We start from the raw sequence: 17033 nt of genomic DNA, 5'->3' as shown, positions 1-17033 counted from the left end.
GCCGCCGGGAACCCGCTGGTTGTCCGCCCCCGGTACCCCACCAGTCACACTTCTGTCACAGGATCGGGGCCCCTGTCGGCTTCGAACTCCGTCACTCGTACGGGCAGTTCCTGACCCCTTGCCCGGTTATCGCATGCCACACTTCCGGCCAGTCGAACGCATTACTGGAATTGACAGAATTCTTACGCCGGACACTTGGGGAATTCTCACTCGGCCGCCCGCCGCAGGAAATTGACGACGCATAGGTAATTCACCGCACCCTTACACAATCCCTACCCGCAACCCCGTGACCGGGGCCCGGCGAAGCTCGGCCGGATGGCGTACGCCCCCTGTTGCGGCGGGCCCGAGCGCGAGCATCATGGCCCCTGGCCTGACGCCAGACACCTGTGGGGGTGCAATGGGTACGGAGACGGTGACCCCGGCGGCAAAGCCCGCCAGGGTCGGACGGCCGGGCGCGGTGATCGTGGACTGGCTGACCACCACCGACCACAAGAAGATCGGGCACCTCTACCTGATCACGTCGTTCGTCTTCTTCCTCATCGCCGGCGTGATGGCCCTCCTGATGCGGGCCGAACTGGCCCGCCCGGGGCTGCAGATCATGACCAACGAGGAGTACAACCAGCTCTTCACGATGCACGGCACGATCATGCTGCTCCTCTTCGCGACGCCGACCTTCGCCGGGTTCGCCAACGCGATCATGCCGCTGCAGATCGGCTCCCCCGACGTGGCCTTCCCGCGGCTGAACATGTTCGCGTACTGGCTGTTCCTCTTCGGCGGCCTGATCGTGCTCGGCTCGGTGCTGCTGCCCACCGGGCCCGCGAGCTTCGGCTGGTTCGCCTACGCCCCGCTCAACTCGCTGACCCGCTCCCCCGGCGCGGGCGCCGACCTCTGGATCATGGGGCTCGCGCTCGCCGGCTTCGGCACCATCCTCGGCGCCGTGAACTTCGTGACCACCATCATCGGAATGCGCGCGCCCGGCATGACGATGTTCCGGATGCCGGTCTTCACCTGGAACGTCCTGTTCACTTCGATCCTGGTGCTCATCGCGTTCCCGGTGCTCGCGGCGGCGCTGCTCGTCCTGGAGGCGGACCGCAGGTTCGGCTCGGTGGTCTTCGAGGCGCAGAACGGAGGGGCGCTGCTGTGGCAGCACCTCTTCTGGTTCTTCGGCCATCCCGAGGTCTACATCATCGCGCTGCCGTTCTTCGGCATCATCACGGAGATCATCCCGGTCTTCTCGCGCAAGCCGATCTTCGGCTACATGACCCTGATCGGGGCGACGGCGGCCATCACCGGCCTGTCCATCGTGGTGTGGGCCCACCACATGTTCGCGACCGGAGCGGTGTTGCTGCCGTTCTTCTCGTTCATGTCCTTCCTGATCGCGGTGCCCACCGGGGTGAAGTTCTTCAACTGGACCGGCACCATGCTCAAGGGCTCGCTGAGCTTCGAGACACCCATGCTGTGGGCGGTCGGCTTCCTGGTGAGCTTCCTGTTCGGCGGCCTCACGGGCGTCATCCTGGCCTCGCCCCCGCTGGACTTCCACGTCACCGACTCGTACTTCGTGGTGGCCCACTTCCACTACGTGGTGTTCGGCACGGTGGTCTTCGCGACCTTCGGCGGCTTCTACTTCTGGTGGCCGAAACTGACCGGCAAGATGCTCGACGAGCGGCTCGGCAAGATGCACTTCTGGACGCTGTTCATCGGCTTCCACACCACGTTCCTGGTCCAGCACTGGCTGGGCGCCGAAGGCATGCCGCGGCGGTACGCGGACTACCTGGCGGCGGACGGCTTCACGGCGCTCAACATGATCTCCTCGATCGGCGCGTTCCTGCTCGGCCTGTCCACGCTGCCGTTCTTCTACAACGTGTGGAAGACGGCGCGGTACGGCAAGAAGGTGGAGGTCGACGACCCCTGGGGGTTCGGCCGCTCGCTGGAGTGGGCCACGTCCTGCCCGCCGCCCCGGCACAACTTCGTGACCATCCCGCGCATCCGCACCGAGTCCCCGGCCTTCGACCTGCACCACCCGGAGTTCGCCCCGTTCCGCGACGACCTGCCCCCCGGCGAGGAGCCGGTGGCGGTGCCGTCCACGGGAGAGCCCGGGGCCGCGGAGCCCGGGGCTTAGCCCCGTACCGCGTCCACCCGGACGCTCAGGTCGTTGGCGCCCGTGTAGTACGGGCGCACCACTCCGGGGCCGACCGTCGACCCCGGGTAGACGAAGATCACCTGCTTCAGCGGGACGTCGTCCAGGATGCGGGCGAGGCGGACGGCCGGGCCGCCGTTGCCGGTGAGCAGCCACAGGTCCCAGAGCCATTCCTTGGCGTCCAGTCCCTCCGCGAGCGGGGCGTACGGCAGCGTGAAGGCGAAGCCGTCGCCGTCGGCGGTCGCGGGCACCCGGTGGACGCGGCCGCCCCCGCCCCGCAGCCGCGCCTCGACGATCGCGTCCGGGCCGAGCTCCACTCCGTACAGCCGCCCGTGCACCGTGACGCCGCCCGCGCCGAAGCCCATCGTGCCGGTCTCGGCGTGCGGTCTGCGCAGCCAGCTGCGGACGACGAGCTCGCCGGAGCGGCCCGGGTAGGGGATGCGCACCGCGACCCGGTCACTGTCCGGGCCGGGCTCCCTGTCGACGAGCGCGCGCAGGTCCCGGGTGCCCGGCTCAAGACGCTGCTCGGCGCCCTCGCCGAAGCGCAGATACGCGTCCCACACGCCCTCGACGAGGTCGACCGTGCTCGGCAGCACCGCCCTGAGCAGGCCCTCGGCGGCCGGGGTGAGCGGCAGCAGCACATCCGCGCCGGGGTTCGTGCCGCGGCGGCGCAGGACGAGGGCGGCACCCGGACGTCCGGCGCCCGTGACGTCGAAGGTCACCCCGCCCGCGGAGTCGGCTATGCAGTCGGCGCGCGGGGCCGCGGAGGCGCTGCCCGTGTCCGGGGACTCGGCGGTGGTGGTCATGCGGTCTGCCCTTTCCGGAGCACGGAGGCGGCCTTGTGGCGCAGGGCGTAGGCCCCGTCGAGGGCGGTGCTGCGGGCCCGGTGCAGCGAGTCGCGCACCACCCCGGCGGAGCGGCTGCCGCCGCCCTGGGCGTGCAGCTCGCCGAAGATCGCCTCGTGGCGTTCGGCGATCCGGGCCGGGTCGAAGCGCTCGGAGCTCTCCAGGGCCGCCTTGGCCATGCGGTGGCGCAGCCCGTCGTCCTGGATCAGTTCGAGCAGGGCCGCGGCCACCGCGTCGGCGTTGCCGGTCTCGACGAGCCGGCCGTCCACCCCGTCGTTGATGATTTCGCGTGGTCCCTGTGGACAGTCCGTGGAGACGACGGGGAGTCCACAGCGCATCGCCTCGACGATGGTCATGCCGAAGGACTCGTGGCTTGAGGTGACCGCCGCGACGGAGCCCTTGATCCACTCGCTGTCGAGATCGCCGGCCAGGCCCATGAGGAACACATGGTTGTAGAGGCCAAGATCGTCGATGAGGTTGCGCAGGGCCTCGCGTTCGTTGCCGAAGGCGTCGCCGGAGCCGTAGATCCGCAGCTTCCAGTCCGGCCGTACGGCGACGACCTGCGCGAACGCCTTCACCAGCAGGTCGTACCGCTTGACCGGGGTGAGCCGCCCGGCCGCCACGACCAGCTTGCCGTCGCCGGTGGCGGGTTCGACACGGGGCGCGGGTACGCCGTTGGGCACCGCGTCGACGCGCACGTCCGGCAGCCGCAGCTCCCGGTAGGCCGCCGCGTCGGCCCGGGTGACCGTGGTGATCGCGTCGAGCAGCGGATAGGAGTGGGCCAGCTCGCTGCGAAGGCGATAGCTGTGTCCTGCGAGCGTCAGGTGTTCCTGTCCGATGCGGACCACGCCGGGCCTGGTCTCGCGGGCGATGTGCACATTGAGCCCGGGCCGGGTGCCGATGACGACGTCCGCCTCGGTCTCCCGCAGGTGGGCGCCGATCCGGGCGTCGGTGAGCCGGCTGTACTGGCTGTGGCGGCCGTCGCCGCGCGGGAAGACCTTGGCCGGGCGGCGGTGCTGGGGGTGGTCGCCCTCGTATCCGGGGCCGCTCTTGCGCAGATCGACGAGGTGCCGCAGCCGGACGCCTTCGGGCGCGGGGAGGGTGGGCTCGTCGTGGTGGCGGAAGACGGAGACGATCTCGACGTCGTGCCGCCGGGCGAGCTCACCGGCGAGGTTGAAGGTCGACCGGATGGTGCCGCCCAGGCTGTACGCGTTGTGCAGCAGGAATGAGATGTGCATGCGCCACGCGTCCCCTTGGTCGTTCGATCGATCGGTCGATCATGCGCTTGATCATTCGGCCGGCCGGTTCGGTCGGGACCGACACCCTGCGGTCAGGAACGGACTGTACTTGGGTTGCCGGTCACCTGTATTCCCCGGGCGGATCACCGCAGGTCCACCCGGGGACGCGGGCGGGCAGCGCGACGTGGGCGGTTCCCGGGCAGCGGCGAGCCCCGTCCGGACGGCCGGACGGGGCCCTGGGCCTCAGATCTTCAGCTGCTGCCCGGGGAGGATGAGATCCGGGTCACCCCCGATGACGGCCTTGTTGGCCGCGTACAGCGCCTCCCACCCGGTGCCGTGGGCCGCCGCGATGGCGGACAGGGTGTCGCCGCTCCTGACGGTGTAGGAGCCGCCGGCCGGGGTGGCGGGCGCGCTCTCGGTGCGGAGCGGGGCGGTGCGCGGCTGTGGCGCGGGCGCCTTGTGCGGCTTCGGGGCGGCCTGCTGCGGGCTGCTCTCGGCCTTCTTCCGTGCGGGCTTCTGTGCGGGCTCGCCCGCCGCCGGGGCGCTGCCGTACGCCCCCGCCTGCCGCGAGCAGGCCGGCCAGGCGCCCCAGCCCTGCGAGCGCTGAACCTTGGTGGCGACGGCGATCTGCTGGGCCCTGGTGGCCTTGTCGGCGGTGGACGCGTACGCCCCGCCGCCGTGCGCCCGCCAGGTCCCGGCGGCGAACTGGAGCCCGCCGTAGTAGCCGTTGCCGGTGTTGATGTGCCAGTTTCCACCGCTCTCGCACTGGGCGATGCGGTCCCACACACCGCTGTCCGCCGCCGAGGCCGGACCGGCGACGCCGAGCAGGGCGAACGGTGCCGCGACTGCGGCTCCGATCAGCACTGCCGTCCCACGCCTGCGTATGGAGCTGGAACCACTGGTACCAACAGACATGAAATCCCTCTCGAAGGACCCGGGGTCCCCCTGGCTGCGCGGCCTTCGGCGCGTCCGGCGCCTCGTTCCGTGCCGCCCCCGCCCACCGGAAGGTCGTAGCTGGCTGTGCGGCCGGCGGGCGTTCCCGGGCGGTGCTCGATGCACACGGCGCTGGAATCTAGGGACCCGCACGCTCCGGCATCAACCGATGCCCCGTCATTCGAGGCCAGTTGCCCGTTACCGGGAGTATCGGCGATTTCCGGACACCCACTTGATGCGTGGATATCGCCTTTTGTCGACCTGTCTCCGAAGTGATCTGTGACTCAGCTCACCGACCCAACTTCCATGCGGCCCACAGGTGTTGACGGGGAGTAAGGGGTTCCGCGGGTGAATTCACCCTCCGCTGGGGACGGTTCGATTCCGTTCGCCTTCGCGCGTGACCCCGGCCACAGATCGTCCGTTGTCGTTTGTACGAGAGAAGCCGGGAACCGCCCGGCGCATCCACTCAGTTCCTAGGAGCCACCCGTGCCGCGCATGCTCGACGTCAGTGAGGACGTCCGCGCCGAGATCGGCGACGAAGAAGCCGAGCGGCTGCTCGCCGGCGAGAACGCCCCGGGCAGCTACGACTGCACCTCCTGCCGCACGCCGGGCGACTCCGAGCAGGAGCGCACCAGCACCGTCCTGTTCGTCGGCGAGGAGACCGCCGTCCTCGCCTTCGCCCACGCCAGCTGCATCCCCTCCCAGGTCGTCCAGGTCGCCGAGGAGCAGCTCCAGGGCGCCGTCCGCTCCATCACGGGCGCGGAGCCGGGCGGCAGGGCACCCGAGCAGGCGGTGCTCGGCATCACCAGCGGTCTGGTGCTGATCGAGGGCGACCTGCACCCCGCGCTCGTCGTCGAGCCGACGGGACCGATCGCCCGGCCCGGCTCCGGCGGCAGCACCGACGAATTCCTCCCGCTCCTCATCGAGCAGGGCTTCGTGCCGGTGACCGACATGGGACGGCTGCCCTCGGTGCTTCCGGGCTGGTCCGTGCTGCTCGCGATGGGCCAGCTGCACGCGGTCCTGCAGCCCGGCACCGGCGGTGGCAGCAGCTCGGTCTCCTGGTGGCAGGCGCACCAGCCGCTCCAGGTGACGGACGGCTGGCGCGCGGCGGCCAACAAGTCCCAGCGCGTCCTGGTCTTCGCGGCCCCGGTCGGCATGATCGGCCAGCAGCCGCGCGAGGACCTGCTCAGGGACGCCCTGGAGAAGGCCGCCGCCGACGGCCGCCTGGTCGCCGCAGCCATGCCGCTGGCCGGCACCTGAGACTTCCCGCGCGCCCACCCCGGCCGGTACTGGGTGGGCGCAAAAGGGGCGTAGGGCATCGAGCCGCGTGCTACCGATAAGCCGAAACACCCCGCATCCCCGGCCTTACGGGGTCGTTGGCACATACGTGCACACATACGACGCGTCCCGCCAGCCGTACCAGGCCCAGATCCCTGCCATGCGCCCGTCGGGCGACGCATCGGGAACCCACTCCCCCACGTCCCTCACGCCGATCTACGACGCGCTGTACTCGGAGTTCCTCCGGTCCTTCCGCACCCTCCCCGGTGACCGGTCCGGCGAGGAGGATCTCGGGTTCATCGCGTTCGGAGCGCTCGGCGGCGGGTTCACCGCGACGCACGGCAACCGCGGCGGCCAGCAGACCGGCCACCAGACCCAGCACTTCCCGGTCACGTACGCCGGGAACTGGCATCTGCACCCCGCCATGAACGCGCACGGGCGGCAGTACGCCGGGCACCAGCTCCCGGCGGCACTGCCGCCCGGCCCCCGCCGGGGCCTCTAGCCCCCTCGCGAAGGGCCATCTCCCATAAGGGAGTTACTTCTTACGGCCGCGCTTCTCGCGCACCCGCACCGAGATGTGGATGGGGGTGCCCTCGAAGCCGAACTCCTCGCGCAGCCGGCGCTCGATGAAGCGCCGGTAGCCGGCCTCGATGAAGCCGGAGGCGAAGAGCACGAACCGGGGGGGCTTGGTCCCCGCCTGCGTACCGAACAGGATGCGCGGCTGCTTTCCGCCGCGGATCGGGTGCGGGTGGCCGGCGACGAGCTCGCCGAGGAAGGCGTTGAGACGGCCGGTCGGGATCCGGGTCTCCCAGCCCGCCAGGGCCGTCTCGATCGCCGGGACCAGCTTCTCCATGTGGCGGCCGGTCAGCGCGGAGACGTTGACCCGGGGCGCCCAGGCGACCTGCTGCATCTCGGTCTCGATCTCGCGCTCCAGGTAGTAGCGCCGCTCCTCGTCGAGGGTGTCCCACTTGTTGTACGCGATGACCAGCGCGCGCCCGGCCTCGACGGCCATCGTGATGATGCGCTGGTCCTGCACCGAGATCGACTCGCTGGTGTCGATGAGGACGACCGCGACCTCCGCCTTCTCGACGGCGGCGGCGGTACGCAGCGAGGCGTAGTAGTCGGCGCCCTCCTGGAGGTGGACGCGGCGGCGGATGCCGGCCGTGTCGACGAACTTCCAGGTGATTCCGCCGAGTTCGATGAGCTCGTCGACGGGGTCGCGGGTGGTGCCGGACTGCTCGTTGACGACGACCCGGTCCTCCTTCGCGACCTGGTTCAGGAGCGAGGACTTGCCGACGTTCGGGCGGCCGATGAGGGCGATGCGGCGCGGGCCGCCCACCGCGGTGCCGAAGCGCTGCGGCGGGGCCTCGGGCAGCGCCTTGAGGATCTCGTCGAGCAGGTCACCGGTGCCGCGGCCGTGCAGCGCGGAGATCGGGTAGGGCTCGCCGAGGCCGAGCGACCACAGGGCCGCGGCGTCGGACTCGCCGGACATGCCGTCGACCTTGTTGGCGGCGAGGACGACGGGCTTGCCGGCCCGGCGAAGGAGCCTGACGACGGCCTCGTCGGTGTCGGTGGCGCCCACAGTGGCGTCGACGACGAAGACGACGGCGTCGGCGGCTTCGATGGCGTACTCGGCCTGGGCGGCGACGGAGGCGTCGAGGCCGAGGACGTCCTGCTCCCAGCCGCCGGTGTCGACGACCTTGAAGCGCCGGCCGGCCCATTCGGCCTCGTAGGTGACGCGGTCACGGGTGACGCCGGGCTTGTCCTGGACGACGGCCTCGCGGCGGCCGATGATGCGGTTCACCAGGGTCGACTTGCCGACGTTCGGGCGGCCGACGACGGCGAGGGCCGGGAGCGGGCCGTGGCCGGCCTCGTCGATGGCGGCCTCGACGTCCTCGACGTCGAAGCCCTCTTCGGCAGCGAGCTCCATGAACTCCGCGTACTCGGCGTCGCCGAGCGCTCCGTGTTCGTGCTGGTCGTTCATGAAGTCCGTACCTCGTTCATCGTGGTGATCGGTGGACCGCGATCGGGCGGTCCACTACTGAAAGTCTGGCCTAGCGCCCGGTCAGGCGCCTGGCGTTCTCCAGGTGGCCGGTGAGCCGGTCCTGGATGCGGACGGTGGCCTCGTCCAGGGCTTTGCGGGTGCGTCTGCCGCTGCCGTCGCCCGCCTCGAACGGGTCGCCGAAGACGACGTCGACCCGGCTGCGCAGCGGCGGCAGCCCCTTTATCAACCGTCCCCGCGCTTCGGTGCTTCCCAGCACCGCGACCGGGACGATGGGCGCCCCCGACCGTACGGCGAAGTAGGCGAGGCCGGCCCGCAGCGAGGCGAAGTCGCCGTCGCCCCGGGTGCCCTCGGGGAAGATCCCGAGGACGCCGCCCCGGTCGAGCACGGCCAGCGCGTCGGTGATCGCGGCGCGGTCGGCGACCGCCCGGTCCACCTTGAGCTGGCCGATGCCTTCGAGGAACCGGCCGAGCGGCCCGACGAAGGCTTCCTTCTTGATCAGGAAATGGGTGCCGCGCGGGGCGGTGCCCATGACCATGGGGCCGTCGATGTTGTGCGAGTGGTTCACGGCGAGGATCACCGGCCCGGCCGCCGGGACCCGCCAGGATCCCAGCACGCGCGGCTTCCACAGCCCGTACATCAGGCCGACACCGATGCGGCGCCCGATCTCCGCGCCCCGCTCGGAGACAGGAACTGCTGTCACTTGGCGGCCCGCTTCTCCTCGATGAGGGTGACCACGCACTCGATGACCTGGTCCAGGGTGAGCTCGGTGGTGTCCACTTCGACCGCGTCGCCGGCCTTGGCCAGCGGGGAGGTCTTGCGGCCGGAGTCGGCCGCGTCCCGCTTGATCAGGGCTTCCCGGGTGGCCGCCACGTCGGAGCCCTTGATCTCGCCGCTGCGGCGGGCCGCACGCGCCTCGGGGGACGCGGTGAGGAACACCTTCAGGTCGGCGTCGGGCAGCACGGTGGTGCCGATGTCGCGGCCCTCGACCACGATGCCCTGCCCGGCGGCCGCCGCGATGTCGCGCTGGAGCTGGGTGATCAGGGCCCGCACCTCGGGGACGGCACTGACCGCGCTCACCTTGGAGGTGACGTCCTGGGTGCGGATCGGCCCGGAGGCGTCCTCACCGTCGACCGTGATGGTCGGCGCCGACGGGTCGGTGCCGGAGACGATCACGGGCTTGGCGGCCGCGACGGCGATCTCCGCCGGGTCGTCGATGTCGATCCCGTTGCTGATCATCCACCAGGTGATCGCCCGGTACTGGGCTCCGGTGTCCAGGTAGCTCAGCCCCAGCTTGGCGGCGACCGCCTTGGAAGTGCTGGACTTGCCGGTGCCGGAGGGGCCGTCGATGGCGACAATCACTGCTGCCGGAGCGGTCCGGGCGGCGCTTTCCACGGTGACGGACACCTTCCTGGTACGGGGCGGGGTTTGCTCGGGGCGCAAATCCGCCCCGTACAAGGTTACTGGCTCGTGCGAGCCCCCCGTCCCGCCCGGGTGTCTCACCGCCTCACTGCCTGATCGACCAGCCCCGCTCGCGCAGCGCGGCGGTCAGGCCGGGGGCCGCGGCCGGCTCGACCATCAGCTGGACCAGACCCGCCTGCTGGCCGGTGGCGTGCTCGATGCGGACGTCCTCGATGTTGACCCCGGCCCGGCCCGCGTCCGCGAACAGCCGCGCGAGCCCGCCCGGCTCGTCACTGAGCAGCACGGCGACGATCTCGTACGTGGCGGGCGCCGCCCCGTGCTTGCCGGGCACCCTGACGCGGCCCGCGTTGCCGCGCCGCAGCACGTCCTCGATGCCGGCGGTGCCCGCACGCCGCTTGTCGTCGTCGGCGGACTCCAGGGAGCGCAGGGCGCGCACCGTCTCGTCGAGGTCGGCGGCGATCCCGGCGAGCACGTCGGCGACCGGGCCCGGGTTGGCGGAGAGGATCTCGACCCACATCCCGGGGTCGGAGGCCGCGATGCGGGTGACGTCGCGAATGCCCTGGCCGCAGAGCCGTACCGCCGTCTCGTCGGCCTCTTCGAGGCGCGCGGCAACCATGGAGGAGACCAGCTGCGGGGTGTGCGAGACGAGGGCGACGGCCCGGTCGTGGGCGTCGGCGTCCATGACGACCGGCACGGCGCGGCAGAGCGCGACCAGTTCGAGCGCCAGGTTGAGCACCTCGGTGTCGGTGTCGCGGGTCGGCGTGAGCACCCAGGGCCGGCCCTCGAAGAGGTCGGCGGTCGCGGCCAGCGGGCCCGAGCGCTCCTTGCCCGACATCGGGTGCGTACCGATGTAGGAGCTCAGGTCGCAGCCCAGCGCGAGCAGCTCGCGGCGCGGGCCGCCCTTGACGCTCGCCACGTCGATGTACGCGCGGGCGGTCCCGCCCCGGATGGCCTCGGCCAGCGTCTCGGCCACGTGTGCGGGCGGCACGGCGACGATGGCGAGGTCGACCCGGCCCTCGGGCGGCTCGTCCGTGCCGGCGCCGAGCGCGGCGGCGGTGCGGGCCTGGCCCGGGTCGTGGTCGGCGAGGTGCACGGTGATCCCGCGGCTCGCGAGCGCCAGGGCGGCGGAGGTGCCGATCAGGCCGGTACCGATGACGAGGGCGGTTCTCACTGGGCGATGTCCTTGCGCAGGGCGGCGGCGGAGCCGAGGTAGACGTGGGCGATCTCGGCCTTGTCGAGGTAGGTCTCGACGTGCGCGAGGATCCGCACCACGCGGGGCATGGCGCCGGCTATGTCGAGCTCCTGCGCGCAGATCAGGGGCACGTCGGTGATGCCCAGCTGGCGCGCGGCGGCGGCCGGGAAGTCGCTGTGCAGATCGGGGGTGGCCGTGAACCAGATGCTGATGAGGTCGTCCGGGGTCAGCCCGTTGCGCTCCAGGATCTCGGTGAGCAGCGCGCCGACCTGCTCGTCCATGTGTCCGGCCTCGTCCCGCTCCAGTTGGACGGCCCCACGGACCGCTCGTACCGCCACGACGTACTCCTCGGACTTCGGCCTTCGAATTTCGTTCCCGTTCAGCGTAGTCAGCGCCACCGACATCGCGGACGCGGCGGCCACCCTCCGGGACGGGGACGGCCGTCGCGGGACGGTCCGCGCCACGGGTTGGCTGCCGGATCAGGTCCTGCGGTGGTCCGTCGGTCCGGCTCCGCCACCTGGGCGAACCGCGCCCCGGGGACCCGGTCGGGCCGCCTCTGCGGTAGAACCGACGGATGATCCTGCACGTGGTTCCCCTGGACGAGTGGTCGGCCGCCCCCGGCCTGCCCTACACCCCGCCCTCCCTGGCCGCCGAGGGCTTCGTGCACTGCTCGGCCGACGAGGCGGCCGCCCTGGCCATTGCCGACGCCCACTACCGCGCCGTGCCCGGCCCCCTCCTGGTGCTGCGTATCGACGAGTCGGCGCTGGCCGCGGAGGTCCGCTGGGAAGGCACCGGGGACGTCCTGTTCCCCCATGTGTACGGGCCCGTCGAGCGGGCGGCCGTGACGGCGATCCTCGAAGTGCGCCGGGACGCCGAGGGGCGCGCGCTGGGCCTCACGCCCCGGATGTGACCCCGGCGGGCCTGTTCTCACCCCCGGCGCGGGAGTTGAGTGGGAACGCGCGGGAACATCCGGGCCGTCGGTGCTTCGCCCCGGGGCCATTCGACGCCAGGATGCTCCTGCCGCGCGTACTTCCGGACGGAACCCATGACGTTCTTCCGGACGGAACGTCGACCTTGCCGACGTTCGGCGTGACGGCTTCACGTTCGGCGTGACGACTTGAGGAGCACACGATGGACGCAGTCAGCAGCCGCAGGACGGTACTCGTGGCCGCGGCCGGAGCGGCGGCCCTGGCGGGCTGTTCGAACTCCGGGGGCGGCGGAACTTCGACGCCGCCTCCGACAGCCACCGGTTCCGCCGCCCCGGGCCAGGCGAACCCGCCCGCGAGCCCCGCCAGCGTGTCCGGCCAGCCCAGCGGGCCCGCCCAGGCCGGCAACGTCCTCGCCAAGACCTCGGACATCCCGGTCGGCGGCGGCAAGGTCTTCGCGGACCAGAAGGTCGTCGTCACCCAGCCGGAGGCGGGCACCTTCAAGGGCTTCTCGGCGATCTGCACCCACGAGGGCTGCACGGTCTCCGGCGTGTCCGGGGGCACCATCAACTGCCCCTGCCACGGCAGCAAGTACCGGATCGCGGACGCCTCCGTCGCCAACGGGCCCGCCACGCGTCCGCTGCCCGTACAGCAGATCACCGTCGAAAAGGATTCGATCCTGCTGCCCTGACCAGCCACGATGGAGCCATGACGCCAGAGGAACTCGTCGCCGGCCACACCGTCTACTCCTGCGTCATGGGCTCGCGCGCCTTCGGCCTCGCGACCGAGGACAGCGACACCGACGTCCGCGGGATCTACCTGGCGCCGACCGAGCTGTTCTGGCGCTTCGAGAAGCCGCCGACGCATGTCGAGGGTCCCGCCGACGAGCAGTTCAGCTGGGAGCTTGAGCGGTTCTGCGAGCTGGCCCTGCGCGCCAATCCGAACGTCCTGGAGTGCCTGCACTCCCCGCTCGTCGAGCACATCGACGACACCGGGCGGGAACTCCTGGCCCTGCGCGGGGCGTTCCTCTCCCGTCAGGCCCACGCGACGTTCGCCCGCTACGCGCTGGGCCAGCGCAAGAAGCTCGACGCGGATGTGCGGCAGCACGGCGCGCCGCGGTGGAAGCACGCCATGCATCTGCTGCGGCTTCTCATGAGCTGCCGCGATCTGCTGCGCACCGGCGTTCTCACCATCGACGTCGGCGCCGAGCGCGAGCGGCTGCTCGCGGTCAAGCGGGGCGAGATCTCCTGGGCCGAGGTGGAGTCCTGGATGGCCCGCCTGGTCACCGAGTCCGACGAGGCGGCCGCCACCTCGCCCCTGCCACCCGGGCCCGACCTGGCCCGGGTGGCGGAGTTCCTGTTCCGGGTGCGCCGCGAGTCGGCCCTGAAGGCGGACGGGTACGACGAGGTCGTGCGGCGCGTCGTGCCCGGTGGCGGCGTCGGGCGGTAGCCCGGGCTCAGGCGTCCCAGAGAGCCCCCAGGGTCAGGAGCTCGCCGCGGTACTCGATGCGCTCGGCCCACTCCTTGGGCCAGGCCGCGGCCCCGAGGTGGGCGCCCGCGAACGCGCCGGCCAGGCAGGCGATGGAGTCCGAGTCGCCCTGGGAGCAGGCGGCCCGGCGCAGTGCCGTGAGCGGCTCGTCGGGGAAGAGCAGGAAGCAGAGCAGGCCCGTGGCGAAGGCCTCCTCGGCGATCCAGCCGTCGCCGGTCTCCAGGCAGGGGTCGGTCTCGGGCGAGGGGTTGCGCAGCGCCTTGAGCACCCGGTCGAGCGCGTCCAGGCACTCGTCCCAGCCGCGCGCGATGAAGTGGCCCGGCGTCGGGTCCTGCGCGTGCGTCCACAGGTCGCCGAGCCAGCGGTCGTGGTACCGGTTGCGGTTCTCGTACGCGTACGAGCGCAGCTGGCCGACCAGGCCCGTCGGGTCGGCGCCCTGGGCGAGCAGGAACACCGCCCGCGCGGTGAGGTCGGAGGCGGCCAGGGCGGTCGGGTGGCCGTGGGTGAGCGCGGACTGCAACTGGGCGGCGCCCGCCCGCTGTTCCTCGCTCAGACCCGGCACGAGGCCGATCGGCGCGACCCGCATGTTGGCGCCGCAGCCCTTGGAGCCGAGCTGGCTCGCCTGCTGCCAGGGCAGCCCGCTGTCGAGCTTCGCGCAGGCCACCAGGCAGGTCCGGCCGGGGGCGCGGTTGTTCTCGGGCGAGTGGTACCAGTCGACGAACTCCGCGCGGACCGGGCCTTCGAGCCGGTCCGGGCCGAGCAGCCCGCGGTCCATGGCGGTACGGATGCCGCGGCCGAGCGCGAGCGTCATCTGGGTGTCGTCGGTGACGAACGCGGGGTTCGGCAGCGCCATCTCGCGCCACGGCCCGCACTTGGCGAGGATCGCGGGCACATCGCTGAACTCGGTCGGGAAGCCGAGGGCGTCCCCCAGCGCGAGGCCGATCAAGGCACCGGTCGCCGTCTGTCGCGCAGCACGGTTCATGTCTGTGGTCCCTCCGGGCGCAGAAGGGGCGGATGCAGCGCGGTGGCCGGACCCGCCCGGTAGAGCGCGGCCGGTTTGCCCCGGCCGCCGGTCAGCCGCGAGGCGCCTGCCACCTGCTCGACGAAGCCGGGCGTGGCAAGGACCTTGCGGCGGAAGTTGGGGCGGTCGAGGGCGGTGCCCCAGACCGTCTCGTAGACCTGCCGCAGCTCGCCGAGGGTGAACTCGGGCGGGCAGAACGATGTCGCGAGGCAGGTGTATTCGAGCTTGGCGCCGACGCGTTCACGGGCGTCGGCGAGGATGTCGGCGTGGTCGAAGGCGAGCTGTCCGTACGTGCCGAAGGCGATCCACTCGGCGTGCGCCGCGTCGCCTCCGCCGCGCGGTTCGGGCAGGTCGGGCACGAGCGCGGTGTAGGCCACCGACACGACCCGCATGCGGGGGTCGCGGTCCGGCTCGCTGTAGGTGCGCAGCTGCTCCAGGTGGAGCCCGGCCACGACGTCGTCGGGCAGGCCGGTCTCCTCGGCCAGTTCGCGCCGGGCCGCGAGCTCGGCGGACTCGCGCGGCAGCACGAACCCGCCCGGCAGCGCCCACGCCCCCGCGTACGGGTCCTGGCCGCGCCGGATGAGCAGCGCGTGCAGGGCGCCGCCGCGGACCGTGAAGACGGCCAGGTCGACGGTGACGGCGAACGGTTCGAAGGCGTGCGGGTCGTACCCCTCGGGCACGTTTCCCGCCGGCCCCCGGGCGCCCCCCTCCAGGGCCCGGGGGCCGACGGCGGTCATCGTCGCTCCGGCAGCGGGTCGGCGAGGTCCCAGCCCCGGTCGAGCAGCGCGTCGACGGCGGCGACGGCGGTGGCGAGCCGCTCCTCGTGCGGGCCGCGCAGTTCGATGAACTCCCGTCCGGTACGGGCGAGTTCGGCCCGGAACCGGTCGGTCATCCAGGGCCGCAGCTCCTCCCCGTCGCGCAGCCCGTCGTCCTCGAAGGGCACGCCTTCGTGGTCGGTGAGCAGCCACAGGTGGTGGGCGGCGGCCCGTTCGGCGACGGCTTCGACGCGCGGGTCGCGGCGGCCCATGTAGCGCTCGTGCCACACGGTGGTGGCGAAGGAGTCGGTGTCGCAGAACAGCACGGGCGAGCCGAGCCCGGCGGCCCGGTTCTCGCGCTCGTTCTGCCGCTCGGCGATCACCGGGAACTCGTCCGAGCCGAACTCGACGTCCTCCCACTGCGTCTGCGGGTAGCGCGAGCGCAGGGCGGCGAGCTTGCCCTCGCTGTACTCGCGCCCGTACTCCGCCACCCAGCGGGTGCGCGCCCAGGGCCCGCCGCGCTCCCGGTAGTGCTCGGCGAGGGCGCGGGCCATGGTGGTGGTGCCGGTCGACTCGGCGCCGAGCACGACCACGCGCCGGGCGAGCCAGGCCCGTACGGGCTCTTCGAGGAAGTCCCAGCTGCCCACGGGGTCCTTACGCACGGCCGTGCCGGAGACCGGGAACAGGGTGCGGTCGAGGTCGACGAGGACGTGCTCGGCGCCGAAGCGCCGGGCGAGCTCGTCGCCATAGGACTCGGAGGTGAACACCGCGTCGACGCGCTCGGGCACGGCGCCCCGGAAGACGGCCATGTGCGCGTCCCATATGTCGGGGTCGTTGAGGTCCATCTCCACGTCGTCGACGGCTCCCAGGACCCGGGCGTCCGGGTGCGCCTCGCGCATCCACTGGACCCGCTCGGCCAGCGGAATCGTCTCGACGGAGGCCGCGCACACCAGGACGGTGAGCCGCTCGCACCGGTCGGCGGCGGTGCGTACGAGGTGGTGGTGGCCGGCGTGCGGCGGATAGAACTTGCCGAGGACCAGGCCGTGTTCGTAGCGTTTGCGGGCTTTCATGCCGCCACCTCCGCGAGCCGGGCCGGGCGTGCGCCGAGCTCGCGCCGCCAGCCGCACAGTCCGACCAGGCACAGGGTCAGGAACCCGGCGTACAGGAGCGAGGTGAGGTAGAGCTCCTTGTAGGCGTAGAGCGGGATGTAGACCACGTCCGCCGCGATCCACAGCCACCAGGACTCTACGAGCTTCTTGCACTGCCCGTACGTCGCCGTCAGGGACAGGGCGGTGGTGAGCGCGTCCCAGAACGGGACGGTCGAGTCGGTGGCCGCGCCGAGCAGGAACGTCAGCGCCACGGTCCCCACCGCCCCCGCCGCGAGCAGCCGCAGCCACTCGGTGCGGGTCGTCCGCCGGACCGGAAGCGCGCCGGAACCTGATCCACCCCCGTGGGCCCAGGTCCACCAGCCGTACCCGGCGAGGGCGATGAAGACGACCTGGAGTCCGGCGTCCGCGTACAGGCCCGCCTGGAGGAACAGCACGATGAAGAACACGTTGTTGGCAAGTCCCACCGGCCAGTTGGCGATGTGCTGCCGGGCCACCAGCCAGACGCAGAGCGCGCCGGTCGCGAAGCCGAGGATCTCGGTCCAGGTGAGGCTCACGCCCGTACCTCCTTAATGGTCACTATGACTATAAAGGTGTTCGGGGCGACCGCACAAGGTTTCGGGGCCGCACGCGACGCAAGAGCCCGGCTCCCCGTACGAAACGGGGAACCGGGCTCTGTTCAGCGGGTGT

General features: G+C 71.9%; 18 protein-coding genes. 6 read left to right on the top strand and 12 right to left on the bottom strand.

The features are described 5' to 3' along the window. Positions 1-397 precede the first annotated feature (397 nt). Positions 398-2119 (top strand): cytochrome c oxidase subunit I, encoded by a 1722-nt coding sequence (gene ctaD / locus ADK54_RS00220; protein ID WP_078966033.1) that lies wholly within the window; start codon positions 398-400, stop codon positions 2117-2119. On the opposite strand, the gene ADK54_RS00215 is transcribed toward ctaD, so the two are convergent. The 3 genes from ADK54_RS00215 to ADK54_RS00205 form a co-directional block, all read right to left on the bottom strand. After that, complete coding sequence (locus tag ADK54_RS00215; RefSeq protein ID WP_053723383.1) at positions 2116-2943, bottom strand: hypothetical protein; 828 nt, start codon at positions 2941-2943, stop codon at positions 2116-2118. The two genes, ctaD and ADK54_RS00215, sit on opposite strands and share 4 nt — an antisense overlap. Continuing rightward, positions 2940-4220 (bottom strand): glycosyltransferase family 4 protein, encoded by a 1281-nt coding sequence (locus ADK54_RS00210; protein WP_053723382.1) that lies wholly within the window; start codon positions 4218-4220, stop codon positions 2940-2942. The genes ADK54_RS00215 and ADK54_RS00210 overlap by 4 nt, the downstream gene beginning before the upstream one ends. A 243-nt stretch (positions 4221-4463) precedes the next feature. Then, on the bottom strand, positions 4464-5135 hold the full coding sequence (locus tag ADK54_RS00205) for a transglycosylase family protein (RefSeq protein ID WP_053723381.1): 672 nt from the start codon (positions 5133-5135) through the stop codon (positions 4464-4466). 504 nt (positions 5136-5639) lie between these two features. On the opposite strand from ADK54_RS00205, the gene ADK54_RS00200 reads away from it, so the two are divergent. Further along, a complete protein-coding gene (locus ADK54_RS00200) occupies positions 5640-6413 on the top strand; it encodes a hypothetical protein (protein ID WP_053723380.1) in 774 nt (257 codons plus the stop codon). Positions 6414-6540: 127 nt separating this feature from the next. Continuing rightward, complete coding sequence (locus ADK54_RS00195) at positions 6541-6933, top strand: hypothetical protein (protein WP_053723379.1); 393 nt, start codon at positions 6541-6543, stop codon at positions 6931-6933. A 33-nt stretch (positions 6934-6966) separates the two neighbouring features. Here the strand turns inward: ADK54_RS00195 and der are convergent, their stop codons facing one another. The 5 genes from der to aroH form a co-directional block, all read right to left on the bottom strand. Further along, positions 6967-8415, bottom strand: coding sequence for a ribosome biogenesis GTPase Der (gene der, locus ADK54_RS00190; protein ID WP_053723378.1), 1449 nt, complete (start codon positions 8413-8415; stop codon positions 6967-6969). 70 nt (positions 8416-8485) lie between these two features. Further along, positions 8486-9136 carry a lysophospholipid acyltransferase family protein gene (locus tag ADK54_RS00185; RefSeq protein ID WP_053723377.1) on the bottom strand — a complete coding sequence of 217 codons (651 nt, stop codon included), beginning with the start codon at positions 9134-9136 and terminating at the stop codon, positions 8486-8488. Next, positions 9133-9840, bottom strand: coding sequence for a (d)CMP kinase (gene cmk, locus ADK54_RS00180; protein ID WP_053723376.1), 708 nt, complete (start codon positions 9838-9840; stop codon positions 9133-9135). The genes ADK54_RS00185 and cmk overlap by 4 nt, the downstream gene beginning before the upstream one ends. Before the next feature lie 100 nt (positions 9841-9940). Then, positions 9941-11026 (bottom strand): prephenate dehydrogenase, encoded by a 1086-nt coding sequence (locus tag ADK54_RS00175; RefSeq protein ID WP_053723375.1) that lies wholly within the window; start codon positions 11024-11026, stop codon positions 9941-9943. Then, positions 11023-11385 (bottom strand): chorismate mutase, encoded by a 363-nt coding sequence (aroH, locus tag ADK54_RS00170; protein ID WP_053723523.1) that lies wholly within the window; start codon positions 11383-11385, stop codon positions 11023-11025. The genes ADK54_RS00175 and aroH overlap by 4 nt, the downstream gene beginning before the upstream one ends. A gap of 236 nt (positions 11386-11621) precedes the next feature. On the opposite strand from aroH, the gene ADK54_RS00165 reads away from it, so the two are divergent. The 3 genes from ADK54_RS00165 to ADK54_RS00155 all read left to right on the top strand — a co-directional run bounded on the left by ADK54_RS00165 (position 11622) and on the right by ADK54_RS00155 (position 13422). After that, positions 11622-11957 (top strand): DUF952 domain-containing protein, encoded by a 336-nt coding sequence (locus ADK54_RS00165; protein WP_053723374.1) that lies wholly within the window; start codon positions 11622-11624, stop codon positions 11955-11957. A 221-nt stretch (positions 11958-12178) separates the two neighbouring features. After that, on the top strand, positions 12179-12664 hold the full coding sequence (locus ADK54_RS00160) for a Rieske (2Fe-2S) protein (RefSeq protein ID WP_053723373.1): 486 nt from the start codon (positions 12179-12181) through the stop codon (positions 12662-12664). Between the two features lie 17 nt (positions 12665-12681). After that, positions 12682-13422, top strand: coding sequence for a DNA polymerase beta superfamily protein (locus ADK54_RS00155; protein ID WP_053723372.1), 741 nt, complete (start codon positions 12682-12684; stop codon positions 13420-13422). Between the two features lie 7 nt (positions 13423-13429). On the opposite strand, the gene ADK54_RS00150 is transcribed toward ADK54_RS00155, so the two are convergent. Genes ADK54_RS00150 through pnuC form a run of 4 tightly spaced genes read right to left on the bottom strand, consistent with a single transcriptional unit; the run spans position 13430 to position 16900 of the window. Then, the gene (locus ADK54_RS00150) at positions 13430-14443 is read right to left on the bottom strand and encodes an ADP-ribosylglycohydrolase family protein (RefSeq protein WP_053723371.1); all 1014 of its coding nucleotides are present in this window, start codon (positions 14441-14443) and stop codon (positions 13430-13432) included. Next, complete coding sequence (locus tag ADK54_RS00145; protein ID WP_078966032.1) at positions 14440-15219, bottom strand: NUDIX hydrolase; 780 nt, start codon at positions 15217-15219, stop codon at positions 14440-14442. Before ADK54_RS00145 ends, ADK54_RS00150 begins: the two co-directional genes overlap by 4 nt. Beyond that, on the bottom strand, positions 15216-16307 hold the full coding sequence (locus ADK54_RS00140) for an AAA family ATPase (RefSeq protein ID WP_053723370.1): 1092 nt from the start codon (positions 16305-16307) through the stop codon (positions 15216-15218). Before ADK54_RS00140 ends, ADK54_RS00145 begins: the two co-directional genes overlap by 4 nt. Continuing rightward, positions 16304-16900 carry a nicotinamide riboside transporter PnuC gene (pnuC, locus tag ADK54_RS00135; protein WP_053723369.1) on the bottom strand — a complete coding sequence of 199 codons (597 nt, stop codon included), beginning with the start codon at positions 16898-16900 and terminating at the stop codon, positions 16304-16306. Before pnuC ends, ADK54_RS00140 begins: the two co-directional genes overlap by 4 nt. Between the last annotated feature and the right edge of the window lie 133 nt (positions 16901-17033).

The sequence above is a fragment of the Streptomyces sp. WM6378 genome, assembly GCF_001279695.1.
Lineage (GTDB): Bacteria > Actinomycetota > Actinomycetes > Streptomycetales > Streptomycetaceae > Streptomyces.
This window is presented reverse-complemented; position numbering and strand designations above follow the sequence as displayed.

Coding starts and splice junctions, on each gene's coding strand:
- ctaD (WP_078966033.1), top strand. CDS start 398: ATGGGTACGGAGACGGTGACCCCGGCGGCAAAGCCCGCCAGGGTCGGA.
- ADK54_RS00215 (WP_053723383.1), bottom strand. CDS start 2,943: ATGACCACCACCGCCGAGTCCCCGGACACGGGCAGCGCCTCCGCGGCC.
- ADK54_RS00210 (WP_053723382.1), bottom strand. CDS start 4,220: ATGCACATCTCATTCCTGCTGCACAACGCGTACAGCCTGGGCGGCACC.
- ADK54_RS00205 (WP_053723381.1), bottom strand. CDS start 5,135: ATGTCTGTTGGTACCAGTGGTTCCAGCTCCATACGCAGGCGTGGGACG.
- der (WP_053723378.1), bottom strand. CDS start 8,415: ATGAACGACCAGCACGAACACGGAGCGCTCGGCGACGCCGAGTACGCG.
- ADK54_RS00165 (WP_053723374.1), top strand. CDS start 11,622: ATGATCCTGCACGTGGTTCCCCTGGACGAGTGGTCGGCCGCCCCCGGC.
- ADK54_RS00160 (WP_053723373.1), top strand. CDS start 12,179: ATGGACGCAGTCAGCAGCCGCAGGACGGTACTCGTGGCCGCGGCCGGA.
- ADK54_RS00155 (WP_053723372.1), top strand. CDS start 12,682: ATGACGCCAGAGGAACTCGTCGCCGGCCACACCGTCTACTCCTGCGTC.
- ADK54_RS00150 (WP_053723371.1), bottom strand. CDS start 14,443: ATGAACCGTGCTGCGCGACAGACGGCGACCGGTGCCTTGATCGGCCTC.
- ADK54_RS00145 (WP_078966032.1), bottom strand. CDS start 15,219: ATGACCGCCGTCGGCCCCCGGGCCCTGGAGGGGGGCGCCCGGGGGCCG.
- ADK54_RS00140 (WP_053723370.1), bottom strand. CDS start 16,307: ATGAAAGCCCGCAAACGCTACGAACACGGCCTGGTCCTCGGCAAGTTC.